Annotated in this window: 8 protein-coding genes; 6 read left to right on the top strand and 2 right to left on the bottom strand. The window is 63.6% G+C overall.

Annotated features, from left to right (window positions below; translation table 11 throughout):
* Positions 1–3: 3 nt before the first annotated feature.
* Both N7568_RS16720 and N7568_RS16725 read right to left on the bottom strand, forming a co-directional pair.
* Positions 4–261 (bottom strand): acyl-CoA carboxylase subunit epsilon, encoded by a 258-nt coding sequence (locus N7568_RS16720; protein WP_261610919.1) that lies wholly within the window; start codon positions 259–261, stop codon positions 4–6.
* Positions 258–1,841 (bottom strand): acyl-CoA carboxylase subunit beta, encoded by a 1,584-nt coding sequence (locus N7568_RS16725; protein WP_105693983.1) that lies wholly within the window; start codon positions 1,839–1,841, stop codon positions 258–260. Before N7568_RS16725 ends, N7568_RS16720 begins: the two co-directional genes overlap by 4 nt.
* 212 nt (positions 1,842–2,053) lie before the next feature.
* Between N7568_RS16725 and N7568_RS16730 the strand changes: the two genes are divergently transcribed.
* From N7568_RS16730 to N7568_RS16755, 6 genes are all read left to right on the top strand, one after another.
* A complete protein-coding gene (locus tag N7568_RS16730) occupies positions 2,054–2,932 on the top strand; it encodes an SDR family oxidoreductase (protein WP_261610920.1) in 879 nt (292 codons plus the stop codon).
* 67 nt (positions 2,933–2,999) lie between these two features.
* Complete coding sequence (locus tag N7568_RS16735; protein WP_261610921.1) at positions 3,000–3,923, top strand: biotin--[acetyl-CoA-carboxylase] ligase; 924 nt, start codon at positions 3,000–3,002, stop codon at positions 3,921–3,923.
* Positions 3,916–4,509 (top strand): PH domain-containing protein, encoded by a 594-nt coding sequence (locus N7568_RS16740; protein WP_261610922.1) that lies wholly within the window; start codon positions 3,916–3,918, stop codon positions 4,507–4,509. The genes N7568_RS16735 and N7568_RS16740 overlap by 8 nt, the downstream gene beginning before the upstream one ends.
* On the top strand, positions 4,499–5,677 hold the full coding sequence (locus N7568_RS16745; protein ID WP_261610923.1) for an adenylate/guanylate cyclase domain-containing protein: 1,179 nt from the start codon (positions 4,499–4,501) through the stop codon (positions 5,675–5,677). The genes N7568_RS16740 and N7568_RS16745 overlap by 11 nt, the downstream gene beginning before the upstream one ends.
* A 354-nt stretch (positions 5,678–6,031) precedes the next feature.
* Positions 6,032–12,148: an Ig-like domain-containing protein gene (locus tag N7568_RS16750; protein ID WP_261610924.1), complete on the top strand. Its 6,117-nt coding sequence runs from the start codon at positions 6,032–6,034 to the stop codon at positions 12,146–12,148.
* Between the two features lie 157 nt (positions 12,149–12,305).
* Positions 12,306–18,503, top strand: a complete 6,198-nt coding sequence (locus N7568_RS16755) for an Ig-like domain-containing protein (RefSeq protein WP_261610925.1) — start codon at positions 12,306–12,308, stop codon at positions 18,501–18,503.
* Positions 18,504–18,530 lie beyond the last annotated feature (27 nt).

Raw genomic sequence — 18,530 nt, forward strand, 5'->3', positions numbered from 1 at the left:
AAACTAGCCGCGGCTGCGCTTCCACGCGCCAGGACCCGGGGAGGGGTCCAGCCGGAGTTGCTGGCGACGCACCCAGTGCCGGACATTCGGCTTGGAAGCGGCCGTCGCTTCAGGGGCACCAAGGGAAACCACGACGGCGGCAATCGCCGCGAGCTCTTCGGCCGTTGGTTCGCCCTTGACCACCGAAAACAGCGGCGCAGCGGCTGCTTCAGCGGGTACCTGATCAGGCGCGGAATCAGCCCGGTGCTTCGGCGTGCTCACAGCGGGATGTTTCCGTGCTTCTTGGTGGGGAGGCTGGCGCGCTTGTCGCGGAGGGCGCGGAGGCCGCGGATGATCTGGAGGCGCGTGTCGGACGGAGCGATGACGGCGTCCACGTAGCCCAGCTGAGCTGCTTGGTACGGGTTGAGGAGTTCTTCCTCGTAGCCCTGGATGATCTCGGCGCGCTTGGCTTCCACGTCGCCACCGGCTTCGGCAACGGCAGCAAGGTCGCGGCGGTACAGGATATTCACGGCCCCCTGGGCGCCCATGACGCCGATCTGGGCTGTGGGCCAAGCGAGGTTGAGGTCTGCGCCGAGCTTCTTGGAGCCCATCACGATGTACGCTCCTCCGTAAGCCTTACGGGTGATCACCGTGAGCTTGGGGACCGTTGCTTCGGCGTAGGCGTAGAGGAGCTTGGCGCCGCGGCGGATGATGCCTTGGAACTCCTGGTCCTTGCCGGGAAGGAAGCCGGGGACGTCCACCAGGGTGATGATGGGAACGTTGAACGCGTCGCAGTGACGGACAAAGCGGGCAGCCTTTTCCGAGGCGGAGATGTCCAGGGTTCCGGCAAACTGCATGGGCTGGTTGGCCACGATGCCCACGGTGTGTCCCTCAACGCGGCCGTAGCCGATCATCACGTTGGGGGCGTACAGGGACTGCATTTCCAGGAAGTGCGCGTCGTCCACGATCTGCTCAATGACCTTGCGCATGTCGTACGGCTGGTTGGCGGAATCGGGAATCAGCCCGTCCAAGGCGAGGTCGTCGTCGTTGAGTTCCAGTTCCTGGTCGTGTTCCACAACCGGGGCTTCGGACAGGTTGTTGGACGGCAGGAAGTCAAGGAGTTCGCGGACGAACTCAATGGCATCTGCTTCGTCGGAAGCGAGATAAGTGGAGGTGCCGGTGGTGGCGTTGTGCTGCCGCGCGCCGCCGAGGGTTTCCATGTCTACGTCTTCGCCGGTGACAGTCTTGATGACGTCCGGGCCGGTGATGAACATGTGCGAGGTTTTGTCCACCATGACCACGTAGTCGGTCAGGGCGGGGGAGTACGCGGCGCCGCCGGCGCACGGACCCATGATGAGGGAGATCTGCGGGACCACGCCGGATGCGTGGACGTTGTTGCGGAAGATGTCAGCGAACATGGCCAGGGAGGCCACGCCTTCCTGGATACGCGCGCCGCCGCCGTCGTTGATACCGACAACGGGGCAACCGTTGCGGAGGGCAAATTCCTGGACCTTGACGATTTTCTCGCCGTTGACCTGGCTCAGGGAGCCGCCGTAGACGCTGAAGTCCTGGCTGTAGATCGCGATGAGCCGGCCATCCACGGTGCCGTATCCGGAAACCACGCCGTCGCCGAGCGGCTTCTTCTTCTCCATGCCAAAAGCTGTGGAGCGGTGCACTGCCAGGGCGTCGAACTCGACGAACGAGCCCGGATCGACCAAGAGGTCAATGCGTTCGCGGGCTGTGTTCTTGCCCCGTGCGTGCTGCTTCTCAATCGCTTCCGGGCCGGAAGGTTGCTCTGCACGGGCCTGGCGGTCGCGGAAGTCGGCAATCTTTCCCGCTGTCGTTGTCAGATCGTGGCTCATCAAGTGTCTCCGGCTCTGTAGCTGATTTTCGCTGGCGCAGTTCGGTGTTGGTCCCGAAGCTTAAGTAGCTTCCGTACAAAGAACAGGCCCCGCAGGCCAGTCTAGTGACGCCTTTGCCGCGAACCGCTGTAGAAACCCTACAATTTTCCGCGACCAAGCCAAAGCAATCGCTATGTTACCCGTCAGTAACATAGTTGCGTTAGAGTGTCCCCATGACTTCAAGCAATGACGCTTCCCGCGCACTTTCGCAGGCTGATACTCCCTACGTCGCCACCGGTTCGCTCGCGGGCCGGACCATCCTGATGTCCGGTGGCAGCCGGGGCATCGGCTTGGCCATCGCCACCCGCGCGGCCCGCGATGGCGCCAATATCGTGCTCATGGCCAAGACGGGGGACCCCCATCCCAAACTCGAAGGCACAGTCTTCACCGCCGCGGATCAACTGGTCGCGGCCGGCGGCCAGGCATTGCCACTCGTCGGGGACGTCCGCAACGATGACGACGTCGCCGCAGCGGTAGCCGCCGCCGTCGAGCGTTTCGGAGGGATCGACGTCGTGGTTAACAACGCCTCGGCGATCGACCTGTCCCGCACCGATGCCGTTGACATGAAGCGCTACGACCTCATGCAGGACATCAACGTCCGCGGAACCTTCCTGCTCTCCAAGCTGGCGCTTCCTGCGTTGAGGGAATCCAGCCACGCCCACATCCTCACATTGTCTCCGCCGCTGAACCTGGACCCCAAATGGGCCGGCATGCATCTGGCCTACACCATGGCCAAGTACGGAATGAGCCTGACCACCCTGGGATTGGCCGAAGAGCTCAAGAAGGACGGCGTCTCAGTCAACTCGCTCTGGCCTTGCACGCTCATTGACACGGCTGCGATCCGCAACATGCCCGGCGGGCAGCAAATCGTCCAGGCCGCACGCGGTCCCGAAATCATGGCCGACGCCGCGCATGCTGTCCTGACGGGTACGGGGGCAACGGGGAAGTTCTTCACCGATGAAGAGGTCCTCCGCGCGGCTGGTGTGTCGGACTTTTCGCCATACAGCCTGGGCGCCCCCGAAGACCGCTTGGTTCCTGACATCTTTCTCTAAGCGGATTCCCAGCCGCTTTCCTGTTCACGGGCCATCCCGGGACGCCGCAACTGGATAGGATTCAGCTATGGATGCCGAACAGCCCGAGAGCAGCGAACCCCACGTCCCGACCAGCGGTCCGGAGAGGGCCGCCTTGGATCGTGAAGCCTTGCTGCAGCCGGACTTCCTTTCAGCCGCGGGCATTTCGCAACTGACCATCGTCGAATCCACAGGGTCCACCAACCAGGACTTGGTGCGGGCTGTCACCGTTGAGCCCAAAAAGTGGGCTGATCTTGCGGTGTTGACCGCCGAGCACCAAACGGCGGCGCGTGGACGGCTGGACCGGCACTGGGAATCACCGGAGCGCTCCGCTGTGTCCGTTTCCATGGTGCTGCGTCCCGTAACTGCTGAAGGCATGCCCGTTCCAACGCAAAGTTACTCGTGGCTGTCTCTCCTGGCCGCCGTCGCATTGCGCGAGGCTTTGCAGGAAACAGCCGGTGTGACAGCTAAGATCAAGTGGCCCAACGACGTCCTGGTCAAAGGGCGCAAGATCGCAGGCATCCTCGCGCAGATGACGGCCTTGGGCGATGGATCCGTTCCTGCCGTGATCCTGGGTGTGGGGCTCAATGTGACGCTGGCCGAGGATGAGTTGCCGGTTCCAACGGCAACGTCCCTGGCTTTGGAAGGCGCCACGACGACGGACCGCACCGCGCTGCTGAAAAGCTACCTTTCGCGATTTGCCCGGCTTTACCGCAGCTTCTGCAATTCCGAAGGAGACCCTTCCGCCGGTCTGGACGGAGGACCGTCGCTGCACAAACGTGTTGAGTCTGCCATGGTCACGCTGGGCCGCGAAGTGCGGGCGCACTTGCCCGGTGATCACGAACTTGTAGGGCATGCCTCACGCCTTGACGAGCATGGCTCGTTGCTGGTGGTGGACCATGGCGGCAGGGAGCATGTCGTCACAGCCGGGGATGTGGTGCACTTGCGCGCTACGGAAAGCGGTTATGCGTAAGGAGCTGCTTCCGGGGGAGCAGGTCATCACCATCACGCGTCAACAGGCCCGCTCCCTCTTCTTCCCGGTGCTGGCCTTCGTTATTGTTCCTGCCTTGGCGGCTTACGCCTGCGCCTGGGTGGTCAAGGGGAATGCGCAGCGACTTGCACCGTTCATTACAGTGGAATGGACGCCGTGGCTCATGGGCACGGCGGTGGTGCTTGCTGCATGGCTGTTAATTGCCTACAGCGTCAAACGGATTGTGCGATGGCGTTCCATCCGGTACATCCTGACGAGCCGGCGGATACTTGCCAAGTACGGAATGTTTCGGCGCCGTGACTGGCAGGTGTCACTGATGGCCGTCCGCAATGTGGGCATCCATCAGAGCTTGCTCCAACGAGCATTGCACTCCGGGAATATATCCTTGGATACCGGGCACTCCGGAACTGCCGTCCTGGCAGACGTTCCCGAAGCCGGGAAATTCCGGGGATTCATTCTTGACGCGATGGACGAACTCCCGCAAGGTGAGGTTTTTGAGGGCGAAGTGCTGGGGGATTTTGAAGAATTGCCGTGGGAATTGAGAGAAGGTGGAAGAGATGAGCGTTGAGGATCAGCAGTCCGGCGAGGACTTGGACCAGGAGTTCGACGCCGTCCCCGAACCTTCCGTGGACGAGGATACCGAGGCCGGGCCTGCTCCGGTAGCGGTCCAGACAGGCCCGCCCACCGGAGTGATGTCCGCGGAGCGCCTGGCTATCAAGGCGCTGGAAGCAAAGCTGCTGGGTGGCGAACGCAAGCTCCGCCGTCGTGAAGTTGCCGCCGGTGCAGGCGTGTCCATTCTGTCCGCCCGCAAAATTTGGCGTGCCCTCGGATTCCCGAACTTCGGCGACGAAGACGTTGCCTTCACAGAACGGGACCAAGCGGCGCTGTCCACCATTCTGGACCTCGTCCGGGCAGGCATCCTTACCGAGGAAGCTGCCATCTCCGTCACCCGTTCCATCGGGCAGATGACGGACCGCATGGTGGTCTGGCAGATCGAAGCCCTGGTGGAGGACATGGTGTCCGAGCAGGGGATTCCGGATGCGGTGGCCCGTAAACAACTCGTGGGTCAGTTGCCCGCCTTGGTCGATTCCCTCGAAGAAATCCTTGTCTACTCATACCGCCGTCAACTCAACGCGGGCGTGCAGCGCCTCGCGGTAAGGGCTGAGGCAGGGCTGCAGGCCAGCGAGGAAGGCCGCGAGGGCGACGAAGACGATTCGCCGTTGCCCCTGGCCCGGGCCGTGGGCTTCGCCGACCTCGTCTCCTATACCAGCCTCTCGCGCCGCATGAATGAGAAGACCCTCGCCCAGTTGGTACAGCGCTTTGAGAACAAGTGCGCCGAAATCATTTCCGTAGGTGGCGGCCGGCTGGTCAAGACCGTGGGCGACGAAGTTCTCTACATCGCCGAGACCCCCGCTGCCGGGGCCGAGATCTCCCTGGCGTTGGCCCAGGCCTTCACCGAGGACGAAATTCTGCCGCAATGCCGCGTCTCCATGGTCTGGGGCCGCATTCTGTCCAGGCTGGGCGACATCTACGGACCCACCGTCAACCTCGCTGCCCGGCTCACCACCCTGGCCCAGCCCGGCACGGTCCTGGTGGACGCGATGACAGCTGCTGCGCTGGGGCAGGATGACCGCTTTGTCCTGGTTCCGCAGAAGTCGGAGAATGTCCGTGGCTTCGGCGAAATCCATCCCGTGATGCTGGCCCGAGGCCGCGGCAAGGGTCTGGTGCTGGACTAGGCGCCTGCTCACAGCCCGCATTCCAAAGCGCACGCTCTCTCACCTCCCTCGGGCTTAAGCCGAACGCTCTCTCACCTCCCGTCGTGTTCTGCCCGGCGCTCTCTCACTTCCTTCAGGAAAGTGAGAGAGCGTCCCTGTTTTGGGGGCGTTTGGTGATAGGGGATCGGGGGCGGCCCGGGCGGTAAACCGGGGAGCCGGACAGGGGTGTTGACGCGTGGGTACTCAGGGGATGAACGACGCGACTTAGCTAATCGATGGAGTAAACCGGTAGGCTTTGCGTTGTTTGTATCGTGTTTCGCCGTGGGGGTCGGCGCCGGCTGCTTTCATGCTGCCTAGACTGTGGGGGATTGTGGGATGGCTCTGCCTGATGGGTCCGGAAAACGCCGTGCCAAAAACCGCCGGCGTAAGGCCATCGCAACCACTGCCTTCACGGCGGCTGCAGCTGTCCTGGTGACTGGCGCCATCCTTTACCCAGGCTTCAAGACCACCGAGGTGGAACTCAACGACGGCGGCGTCTGGGTAGTCAGCAAGACCAAGAATGCTGCCGGACGCCTCAACTATCCCTCCAAGTCGTTGGATGGCGCAGTGACCCCCGCCAGCACCAACTTCGACATCCTTCAGCAGGCCGGCGACATCTTCATCGATGACGCGGATGGCGGGACCATCAACCCTGTCAGCGCCGCCAACATGCGATTGGGTGGCGACCAAAAACTTCCAGGCTCCGCAGACGTGAGCTTCGGAAACAAGGTCCTGGCAGTCACCGACCAGTCCAAGGGCAAGGTCTGGGCTGTTTCGCCCACCTCCATTGGCGGCTTCAGCGAAGAGTCGGAGCCCTTGTTCGAACAGTCCCCGGGCGTCGTGTCCGTGGTGGGTGTGGATGACACCATCCACACCCTCGACCCAAAAACGGGCACACTGACGGCAACCAAGGTGGACGTCGACGGTCAGGCCGTGGATTCACAGGTCCGCAAAGACGACACATTGAAGGCCGACGGCGAAGTCCAGTTGGCAGCGGTGGGCGACAAAGCAGTGGTGCTCAATGAAACCAGCGGCGACATCGTGCTCCCCGGCGGCAGCAAGGTGCACCTGGACGACGCCCGGGATGCCAAGCTGCAGCAGAGCGGTCCGGCCGCCGATTTCATTGCCGTTGCCACACCGAAGGCATTGCTCCTGCAACCCCTGGACGGCGGGACAGCCAAGACTGTCCAAGCGGACGGCCAGGGCATTCCGGCTGCGCCCGTCCACGTGGGCTCGTGCACGTACGCCGCGTGGTCCGGTGCCAACAAGTACGTCCGCGATTGCACCAACGAGGCAGATAACAGGCGGTCCGACGTTCCCAAGGCGAGTGCATCGCCGTCGTACGTATTCCGTGTCAACCGCGATCTCGTGGTGCTGAACGACGTCAACTCCGGCAACGTCTGGATGGTCAACCAGAACATGCAGTTGGTCAATAACTGGGACGACGTCATCCCGCCCCAACAGACCTCGGACGACGCCGAGAAGGACTCTGCGGACGAAGTCCAGCAGACAGTCCTTCCGGACCGCAGCAAACCCAATACTGTACCGGTGGCCAAGCCTGATTCGTTTGGTGTCAGGGCCGGCAAGACCACCGTTCTGCCCGTCCTGGACAACGACGCCGATGCCGACGGCGATGTCCTCACGGTCAGCACCAGCGAGCCTTTGAAGTCCGGCGCGTTGTCCGCCGTCTACGGTGGCACCGGCTTCCAGATCGCGGTTCCGGCAGGAACCACGGGTTCGGAAACGTTCAAGTATTCGGTGGACGACGGGCGCGGCGGTACGGGGGCCGCGGACGTTGACCTGCGCATCGTGCCGGCAGAGGAAAACAACGCGCCGCAGCCCAAGCCCAACCGGAACAACGCCTTGGTGGTCCAGTCCGGGAAGATCGCCAGCCAGTTCGTCCTCACCGATTGGCTGGACCCCGACGGCGATGACATCTTCGCCGTCGCCGTCTCCAGCAGCGATCCCGCGGACCAGGTCCGGATCAGGCCGGACGGCTTGCTCACCTTCCAGGACGCAGGGGCTGGCCCAGGACGTAAAACCCTGACCGTGAGTGTCTCGGACGGGTCCCTGACCACCCAGGGGCAGATCAGCGTTGACGTCCGTGCTCCCGGTGCCCTGCCGCCTATCGCCAATGCAGATCATGTGGTTGCGGTGGCGGGCCAGGACACGGTGATCGCGCCGCTCAAGAACGATACCGATCCCCAGGGCGGCACGTTGCGGCTGGCGCAAGCACAGCCGGATCCGCAGTCGACCGCAGTGGTCGGGCCGGACCAGCAAACGTTCACCTTTAATTCGGCGTCCGTGGGTCCCCACTACGTGACGTATATGGTGACCAACGGACCGGCGAGTGCGCAGCAACTGGTGCGCGTCGACGTCGTGTCCGGAAACAGCGACGGCGCACCGGTGGCCGTCCGCGACATTGCCCTCCTGCCCAGCGGTGGCAGCACCGTGGTTGACGTCCTGGGCAATGACTCGGACCCCAGCGGAGGCGTCCTGGTGGTCCAGTCGGTCACGGCGGCTGACGGGCTCCCGGTTTCCGTTGCAGTGCTGGACCACTCGGTGGTCAAGATCACCGACATCCGGGCCCAAGGCCAGCTCTCCCTCAAATACACGATCTCCAATGGCAAGGCCTCGGCAACGGGGGACATTTCAGTCCAGGTTGTTCCGGCGCCCACCAAACTTCAGGCGCCGCAAGCCAAGCCGGACGAGGTATCCGTGCGTGCCGGTGATGTGGTGACCATTCCGGTCCTGGACAACGACACTGATCCCAACGGCGGAGAGTTGACGCTCGACCCTGTCCTGGCGCAACAGCCGGACGAAACTGCCGGCAGGATCTTCGTTGCCGGGAACACGCTGCGGTACATCGCCGGCGAGGAGCCCACCACTGTTTATGCGATCTACAAGGTCAGCAACGCCTCGGGCCAATCTGACTCCCAGCAAGTCACCATCCGCATCCGCGCCCGCGACGACGCCACGAACACCCGGCCCGAGCCCCGGAACCTGACTGCCAGGGTGGTTGCGGGGATGACGGTGAAGATTCCGGTCCCCTTGGACGGCATCGACGCCGATGGCGACTCCGTTCAGCTCATCGGAATCGACAAAGCTCCCGAACTGGGGACAGCCATCCTGCGGGACGGATATCTGGAGTTCACGGCCGGGGGCACGTCCGCCGGTACTGACACTTTCAGCTACCGCGTGCGGGACCGTATTGGTGCTGAGAACACCGGCACGGTGATCGTGGGCATTGCGCCTGCGGAAGCTGATAACCAAAAGCCCATCGCGGTGGACGACTTCATTGATGTCCGGCCCGGACGACGGGTTGCAGTTAATGCCCTGAAAAACGACTCGGACCCCGACGGCGATCCCATCGCTTTGGTGGCGGCGTTCGAGGCCAAGCCGGAGCTCCAGGTTGAAGCTGCCGCGGGCAAGGTAGTGCTGACGGCACCCGGTGCAGCCGGCACGGACAGCATCAGCTACCGGATCCAGGACGACAAGAAGGCCGAAGCGTCCGCTGTCATCCGCGTCCAGACCAGCCCGACAGCGCCGCTCCATGCCCCCGTGGCAGTGGACGACCGGATCACGCTGGCCGAGACCCTGGGTAAAACTGCGGTTGACGTTCCGGTGTTGAAGAACGACTCCGATCCCGACGGGGTTGCCGAAGACCTCACCATCTCCCTGCCGGACGGAAACCCGAACGCCCGCGTAGGGACAGACGGAAACGTGGTGGTGACGCTGGTACCGCAGGACCAGTTGATTCCTTACACCGTCACCGACATTGACGGGCAGTCAGCCACCGCCGTCATGTGGATTCCAGGCCAGGGCCTCCAGTACCCCACGCTTTCCACCACTGAGATCGTGGAGGTCACCGCGGGGGAGGAAGTCTCTGTGGCCCTTCAGGACCACGTCAAGGTCAGGGACGGCCGTCAACCCCGCATCACGGTGGCGGACAAGATCCGGGTCCTGGGCGGTGACTCCACCAACGTCATTGCTGGTGACGGTACTGCGCTGAGGTATGCGGCCCAGCCTGAGTACGTCGGGCCCGGGTCCATCACCTTCGAAGTAACCGACGGCACAGGTCCGGACGACGCCGAGGGTTTGAAATCGACCTTGACGATCATGACCAAGGTGCTGCCGAACCCCAATGCCAATCACACCCCCACCTTCAGTGGTGCTGCGATTGAGGCGCCCAAGGGGGACACTACGGAACTGGACCTGGCCAACCTCGCCGCAGATGTTGATGAACAGGATCAAGGCAAACTCGCGTTCAGCCTGGACGGTGACCTGCCGGGCGGATTCGACGCGCGGGTGGAGGGCACTGTCCTGAAAATCACTCCTGGCGGTTCGCTCAATCCCGGAGCCCGCGGCACCGTGCCGCTGAAGGTCACTGACGGGCGCTCGGAGCCAGTAAAGGCAGCCGTCGCAGTCTCGGTAGTCTCCTCCAACCGGCCGAAGCCGGTAGCCAACGACGACGTTTTGGACAAGGCCAACGCCGGCAAGTCCGAAACCATCAACGTGCTGGGAAACGACTTCAACCCCTTCAGCGAACCATTGACCGTGGTGTCTGCTGTGGTGGAGACCGGTTCTGCGTCAGGTGAGCCGGCCATTGCCGGGGACTCGATTACCGTGACGCCCGCCGATGGTTTCAAGGGGGTCCTGGTGGTCAGGTACACCATCAAGGACAAGACCGATGATCCCAGCCGGCAAGCAGTGGGTCGTGTTCGCATCACGGTGCGGGACAAGCCCGATGCTCCGTCGGCGCCCGTCGCAACCGACGTCCGCAGCAAGACGGCCGTGCTCAAGTGGGCGCCGCCGTCGGACAATGGCGCAGCCATCACCAAATACACGGTGAAAGCGGCCGGATTCCAGCAGGAATGCCCCACCACCACCTGCACGCTGACTGGACTGACCAACAACGTCAAGTACGTCTTTACAGTTGTTGCTACCAATGAGGTAGGCGAATCCCAGCCGTCCGTCCCGTCCAACGAGATCACTCCGGACGAGAAGCCGTCGCCCCCGGGCGTGCCCACGGTCAAGGCCGGCGACAAGGACCTGGCGATCACTTGGACCCCCGCCAAAACCGAGGGTTCCCCGGTGAAGCACTACAACCTGGAGATCTCTCCGCCGCCGGCCAACGGCATCGCCGTCAAGAACGAGGTCACCGGGCTCAGCTACACCTGGCCCGGCCTGACCAACGGTGTGAAGTACAAGGTCCGCGCGCAGGCCGTCAATGACCTTGGCCCCTCTGACTGGGGGCTGTATTCCGCGGAGGACCACCCCGCCGGCATCCCCGGAACACCGGCGCCGCCGAGCACCACGGTGCTGTCCGCCCTCGGGTCCCGGAACCAGCTCCGCGTCGACTGGTCCGAGCCGGGGATCAATGGTGACCCCATCAAGAGCTATTACGTCACCATGAGTGGCGGCAGCGGAACCACCCAGACGCAGACCATTCCGGGGAACGTCCGAACAGCCACCTTCGAGGTAGCCACCGACCAATCGGCGTACACGTTCACTGTTCAGGCTGAGAACAAAGCAGGCAAGAGCCTGGTCAGCGCGGCCTCAGCGCCGCGCAGGGCAACGGGAAAGCTGGGTACTGTTCAAAACGTCAGTGCCACGCCGGCAAATACCGGCGCCGCCGGTGGCCAGCTCACCATCAACTTCACCGCCCTCGGCGAAACCCAGCGCAACGGTTCCAAAGCCAACGAAGTCAGCTACACCTACTCCGCTGGCGGGCGCTCCGGTGCCATCCAGCCCGGGCAGACCGTAGGAGGCTTTGCCAACGGCCAGCCCACCAGTGTTACTGTCATGGCGCACTCCACAGTGGCGCCCAGTTCCGACGCCAGCAAAGCTGCCACCGCCACGCCTTTTGGTGCGCCGGGAACGCCGTCGGCGTCGGGGTCCAACGGGGCCGTGAACCAGAAATCTGTGACCTTCAACTGGTCGTCACCGTCAACCGCTACGAACGACGTCAAGACGACGAAGATCCGCATCGACAACGGCGGCTGGGAGACTGTGGGCGCCTCGGGCAGCCGCACCATCAATACAGCCGGCTGGGAAGAGACGCACAGCATCGCCGTCCAGACCTTCAACTCGCTGGGAACCGGCGGCGCCGTGGCTTCGGCCAGTGCCAAGTCCGGACGCCAAGGGGAGTGGACCACCACCATGAACCCCGGAGCGGTGGTGAGATCCTGCAGCTTTACGCTGGGCGGAGCCAACTACGACCCCAATAGAAGGACGTGTGACGGCCAGAGTAACAACACTCCACCCTGGATGGCCTCCGCAGATCAAGGCGCCATTGTGGTGCGTTGTTACATCGATCAAACAGATAACTGGACTGGTATGCACCGCTGGTGGCGCATCGAATCGGGTTCCTACCGCAACGTGGGCCGGTACATCATCGCAGGTCACACCAACCTTCCAGATCCCGCAGGCATCGGAGCGCCCCCGTGCTGACCCTTGCAAAGGTTAAGCGCGGGGCAGATCTCCCCATCGCGCACTCGGTGGTTAAGGCCGTAGTCTGTCAAAGCCAATGGATAGCCCGGTCTCGGGTGTCCTCGATTGGTCGTGGGGTGCGTGGGATAGTCTTAGGGACTGAAAATTCCGCCGCCGTATGGGGGTACTGCGGAATGCACGGCTGCCGGCATGTGTCGGTTGGCCCGGACGTCGCTGGGGAGCGGCTGTATATCAAGGGAATTTTGGGGCTGTGAGAAATTTCTTCGGCAAGCTGGGGCTGAACAAGCGTCGAAACAAAAAATACATAGCGGGAACGGCTGCCACCGCGGCGGGCGCCTTGCTGATCACCGGGGCAGTGCTGTACCCGGGATTCAAGACCACCGAAGTGGACTTGAACGACGGCGGCGTGTGGGTCGTGAGCAAAACCAAGAACGCCGTGGGGCGGTTGAACTACCCGTCGCGTGTGCTTGACGGTGCAGTGACTCCGGCAACCACCACCTTCGACGTCCTGCAGCACGACGGCAACGTCTTTGTGGACGACGAATCCGGTTCCACCATCAACCAGGTGTCGGCCGCGAACCTGAAGCTCGGCGGCGACAAGCAACTCCCGTCCTCGTCCCAGGTGAGCTACGGCTCCACCGTCCTCTCAGTCACCGATCCCGCCCGCGGCAAGGTCTGGGCTTTGTCTCCTTCCACCGTCAACGGTTTCGATGAAGAAGGAACCGAACCGGTCCTGACAGGGGACCAAGGCCTGGTGTCCGCCGTAGGAACCGATAACCGCATCTACACCGCGGATCCCGGCAAGGGCGAAATCACTGTGACCACGGTGGACGCCAATGGCGAGCGGACAGACTCCCAGGTCACCAAAGTGGATGAGCTCAAAGGTGCCGGCGACCTTCAGATTGCCGTCGTGGGGGATAAACCCGTAGTTCTTGATGCCGGGTCCGGGAACCTGTTCCTGCCCGGCGGCCGCAAGCTCCAACTGCAGGACGCGCGGGAAGCCAAGCTCCAGCAGAGCAGCGGGGACAGCGGATTTGTTGCCATCGCCACCCGCAAAGCCCTCCTGAAGCAGCCCTTGGACGGTTCCACCGCGGCAACAGTCAATGCCGACGGCGAAGGCGTCCCCGCCGCACCTGTGCAGGTCAGCAAGTGCGTCCACGCCGCCTGGTCCGGCGCAAACAAGTACGTCCGCGACTGCGACAACGACGCCGATGACAAGAAGAACGACGTCCCCAAAGCCAGCGCCTCTCCCAGCTACGTTTTCCGCGTCAACCGCGACCTCGTGGTCCTCAATGACGTGAACTCGGGCAGTGTGTGGCTGGTCAACCAGAACATGCAGCTCGTCAACAACTGGGACGATGTTGTCCCGCCCAAGAACCAGTCCGATGACCAGGACCAGGAGTCCGCGGACAACAACACCATCAATGTCCTTCCGGACCGCACCAAACCCAACCGGGCGCCCGAAACCAAGCCGGACGAATTTGGTGTCCGGCCGGGCCGGACCTCCATTCTCAGTGTCCTGGACAATGATTCGGACCCCGACGGCGATGTCCTCACCGCAGCGGTCGGCGCCAACGGACCCAAGTCCGGGGCGCTGGAGAACATCTACGGTGGCTCAGCGTTCCAGATCAAGGTTCCCGCTGACGCCAAGCCGGGAACGGAAACCTTCGACTACAACGCCTCGGACGGACGTGGCTTGTCTGCCGGTGGACAGGCCACGCTGCGCGTCGTGGCTCCGGAGGAAAACAGGCCTCCGTTCTTCAAGCGCGGCGAGCCCACCACCATGCTGGTGGAGCAGGGCAAGTCCGTCAGCCAGAACATCCTGACCGACTGGATGGATCCCGACGGCGACGACCTCGTCCTCCTCGATGCGAAATCGGACAACGACCAGGATCAGGTGAAGGTCCGCCGCGACGGCCTTCTCACCTACCAGGACTCAGGCGCAGCGCCGGGCAAGAAGACCGTCACCATCACCGTCTGGGACGGCCGGGCTACCACCACGGGCCGCGTTGTGGTCAACGTTCAGCCCCCGGGGGCCCTGGCGCCGGTGGTCAACGCCGACCACGTCACCGCGGTAGTTGGCCAAGACCTGGTCATCGCACCGTTGAAGAACGACGTCGACCCCAACGGCGGTGCCCTGCGGGTAGCCCACGTCGAGGCCGCAGGTCCCGCCGAGTTGGGCCCCGTGACCGACGGCGGTACGTTCACCTTCCGGAGCACCACACCGGGCCCCATCTACTTGACGTACATCGCCAGCAACGGCCCCCAAAGCAGCCAGGGTCTGATCCGTGTGGACGTGGAATCCGGCAAGGACGCTGGAGCGCCCGTTGCCGTGCATGACGTCGCACTCCTTCCAGTGGGCGGCAGCGTGCTGGTTGATCCATTGGCCAACGACTCCGATCCATCCGGCGGCGTGCTGGTCCTCCAGTCCGTCACCGTCCCGGACGGCTCGTCCGCTTCGGTCAGCGTGATCGACCACAGCGTACTGCGCGTTACCGACGTGCTCGGCGCGAAAGAGCCGTTCGTTTTCAGCTACACCATGTCCAACGGCCGCGGCTCGGCCACAGGCACCGTGGGCGTCGTCCCGGTGCCGGCCCCCGCCGTCGTCGAGGCCCCCCAGCCGAAACCCGACGAAGTCAACGTCCGCGTCAACGACGTCGTGACCATTCCGGTCCTGGCCAACGACACGCACCCGCAGGGTGAAGAACTGTCTGTAGATCCTGTCTTGGCGCAGAGCATCCCTGAAGAAGACGGCAAGGCCTTCGTTTCCGAGAAGACGCTGCGCTTCATCGCCGGGCCCACGCCTAAGACCGTGCGTGCCATCTACAACGCAGTGGACCCCCAGGGCCAGAAGAGTGCCGCGGCCGTCACCATCCACATCCTGCCGCTGGAAGGCGCGCAGAACTCACGTCCGCAGCCGCAGAACCTGACCGCACGCGTGGTCGCCGGCGGGAGCGTCCGGATCCCGGTGCCGCTGGACGGTATCGACCCCGACGGCGACTCGGTCCAGCTCACCGGCATCGACAGCACGCCCACCATGGGAACCGCGACGGCGGGCAGCAGCTTCATCGATTTTGTCGCCGCTGGTGATGGCGCGGGAACCGACTCGTTCCGCTACAAGGTGATCGACCGCCAAGGTGCGGTCAACACCGGAACGGTGACTGTCGGCGTCGCGCCCCGTGGTGAAGACAACCAGAAGCCTGCCCCGGTGGACGACGAAGTGCAGGTCCGTCCTGGACGTCAGATCGCCGTGGATGCCACCGCCAACGACACCGATCCCGACGGCGACATCATCCGCATCCTGACGGACAGCATCGAAGCTGACGCAGGCCTCGAAGCCCAGGTCAGCAAGACCAGCGGCCGCGTTCTGGTCACCGCTCCGGCCGCCGAGGGAACCGTCAACGTCCGCTACTCCGTGGCTGACGACCGGGATGCCGTGGGCAATGCCAGCATCAGGGTGATCGTCAAGAACGACATTCCGCTGCAAGCTCCCATCGCCCGCGATGACCGCGTCACGTCAGCCCAAACGCTGGGCAAGACCGCCGTGGACGTTCCGGTGCTCAAAAACGACGAGGATCCGGACGGCGTGGGGGAGAACCTCAAGGTCACCACAGGCTTGGAGACCGCCCGTCCGGGCTCTGAAGGCAATGTGGTGGTGGACCTCACCGAGCAGCCGCAATTGGTGCCTTACACAGTTGAGGATGTGGACGGCCAGAAGTCCACGGCCGTCATCTGGGTTCCTGGCATCGGCCAGCAGGTCCCGACCCTTGCCAAGGATGAAGTGGTGGAGATGGTTTCAGGCCAGTCCGTCACCGTTAACCTGGCCGAATGGGTCAAGGTCCGCGAGGGTAAGTCACCGCGGCTGACCCAGGCGGACCGCATCAAACTCATCGGTGCCGACGGCAGCGACCCCGTAGCCGGCAATGGAACGGCCCTGAAATACACGGCCGGCGCTGAATACGTTGGTCCCGGTTCCATCAGCTTCGAAGTCACTGACGGAAGCGGTCCGGATGATCCCAACGGCTTGAAGTCGACACTGAGCATCCGCACCAAGGTGCTGCCGGATCCGAACAAGAACAACCCACCGGTGCTGCTGGGCAGCGACGTGGATGTTCCCAAGGGTGACTCGGCCAGCCTGGACTTGGGCAAGCTCACGTCCGATCCCGATTCCGACGACGTTCAGAACATGAAGTACGAGTTGGCCGGTGCAGCCCCAGGTGGATTCAGGGTGAGCATCGATGGCAAGACCCTGAAGGTCTCCGCCGAAGACTCGGTGCAGATCGGTCAAAGCGGCACGGTCCAGGTGAAGGCGAAGGACCCTCGGGGCCTTGAAGCGGTCGCGACGTACAAACTGTCATTGACTGCTTCCAACCGCCCCAAACCAGTAGCCAACGACGACGTTGAACCGGATGCACAATCCGGGAAGTCCGTCACGGTCAATGCGTTGGCGAACGACTCCAACCCATTCCCGGATACGCCGCTGAAGATCATCTCAGCGGTCACCGAGACAGGCGATGGCACGGCAGAGGCCAGCGGCGGAAACGTCACCGTCACGCCGTCGTCGGGCTTCACAGGGACCATGGTTGTTGCCTACGTCGTGGGCGACAAGACGGGCGAAACCTCCCGTTACGCCACGGCCCGCATCCGCCTCACCGTCAAGGACAAGCCGGCCCCGCCCACCACGCCTCTGGCTCAAAGCGTGGGCGACCAGACAGCGTTGCTGACATGGAACGCGCCGGCTGATCGTGGCTCACCCATCACCAAGTACACGGTGTACGGGGAGAACGGCTTCAAGCAGGACTGCCCCGCGAATACGTGTACGTTGACCGGGCTGACCAACAACGTGAAGTACCACTTTGCCGTCACCGCCACCAATGCGATCAATGAATCCGAGCGCTCTCCGGTGTCTGCCGAGGTCCGTCCGGATGTCAAGCCTGATACCCCGATTGCTCCCACACTGAAGTTTGGTGACAAGCAACTTTCGGTTGCCTGGGTTCCCCCGGCCAGCAAGGGCTCGCCCATCAAGTCCTACGATCTTGAAATCTCGCCGGCTCCGGCCGGGCAGAATCCCCAGATCCAGAATCTTACGGGGAACAGCCACGTGTGGACCGGGCTTACGAACGGCGTGGCCTACAAGGTCCGCGTCCTGGCCCGGAACGACGCCAAGGAACCGTCCGAGTGGAGCCCCTACTCCGCCGCGGAAACTCCCGCTGGCGTGCCGGCCACGCCTGCTGCACCTTCGGTGTCCGGCGCTGGGTCTCTTGGCGAACAAAGCCAACTCCAGGTCAGCTGGGCCGCGCCGAACAACAACGGTGACGCCGTGTCCGCCTACACGTTGACCACGTACCGGGGCGGTGCCGTAGTGACCACGCAGTCAGTGGGGGCGACCTCGCAAAATGTCACCGTGACCAACAGCGAAGCTGACTACACCTTCACTGTTTCAGCAACCAACAAGGCCGGCGTCAGCGGGGTCAGCCAGCAGTCAGCGGCAATCCGTGCTGCGGGCAAGCCCGGGATGGTAGCCGCGCCTACGGCAGCACTGGTGGAAACCAACGCGGCCGGTGGCAAGATCCGTGTGGCCTTCAACCCACTGTCACAGAAGGATCGCAACGGAGCCACCGCCAACGAGATCAGCTATAGGTATGCCCTGACGTCCGGCGCCAGCAGTGGAGCCATCCCCGCCGGCGGCGGCGTCATAGCGGCACCGAATGGCCAGGACACGGCCGTGGTGGTGTGGGCAGTCTCCTCGCGCAATCCCACACCTGGCGACAGGAGTCCGGCGTCGAACACCGTGAACCCCTACGGGCTTGCAGCCGCACCGACTGTTACCGGCAGCAAGAGCAGCGGCGTCGGCGACAAGACGGTGTCCTGGACGTGGAACCAGCCCAGCGGCAACGGCAGGCCGGTCACCGGCTACCAGTACAGCCTTGACGGCGGCGGATGGACTGACACCGGGCAGCGGAGTTTCTCCACGAGTGTGGGCTTCAGCGAAACGCACACCCTGCGTGTCCGTGCCATCAGCGGCGGCCAGGCGGGCAACGTCGGAAGCGATACGTCCCGCAGCGGATCTGCGCCGCCGCCCCCGGAGCCGACTTCACAGATACAGGTGGATGCCGGCAGCGTGCGGACCTGCCCCGGTAAGCCCGGTCAGACGGACAGTTACACCCCTGGCAGCCCTGCGAAGTGTGGCGTGGGCTGGGTGGAACGCTCCTGGGGCAAGATCACCGTCAACTGCACCAAGGACATCTACGGAAACGGCACCCCGTGGTACCGGCTCCAGGGGTCACCCAAGGATGGCTGGTACGTGAAGTCCACCACGGTGGACCTCTACGGCCCCCGTCCCGGCGGCTGCTAGGCCCATGGCAACTACAACGTCAACCCC

The organism is Paenarthrobacter aurescens (genome assembly GCF_025421775.1).
In the GTDB taxonomy this organism is placed as follows: domain Bacteria; phylum Actinomycetota; class Actinomycetes; order Actinomycetales; family Micrococcaceae; genus Arthrobacter; species Arthrobacter aurescens_B.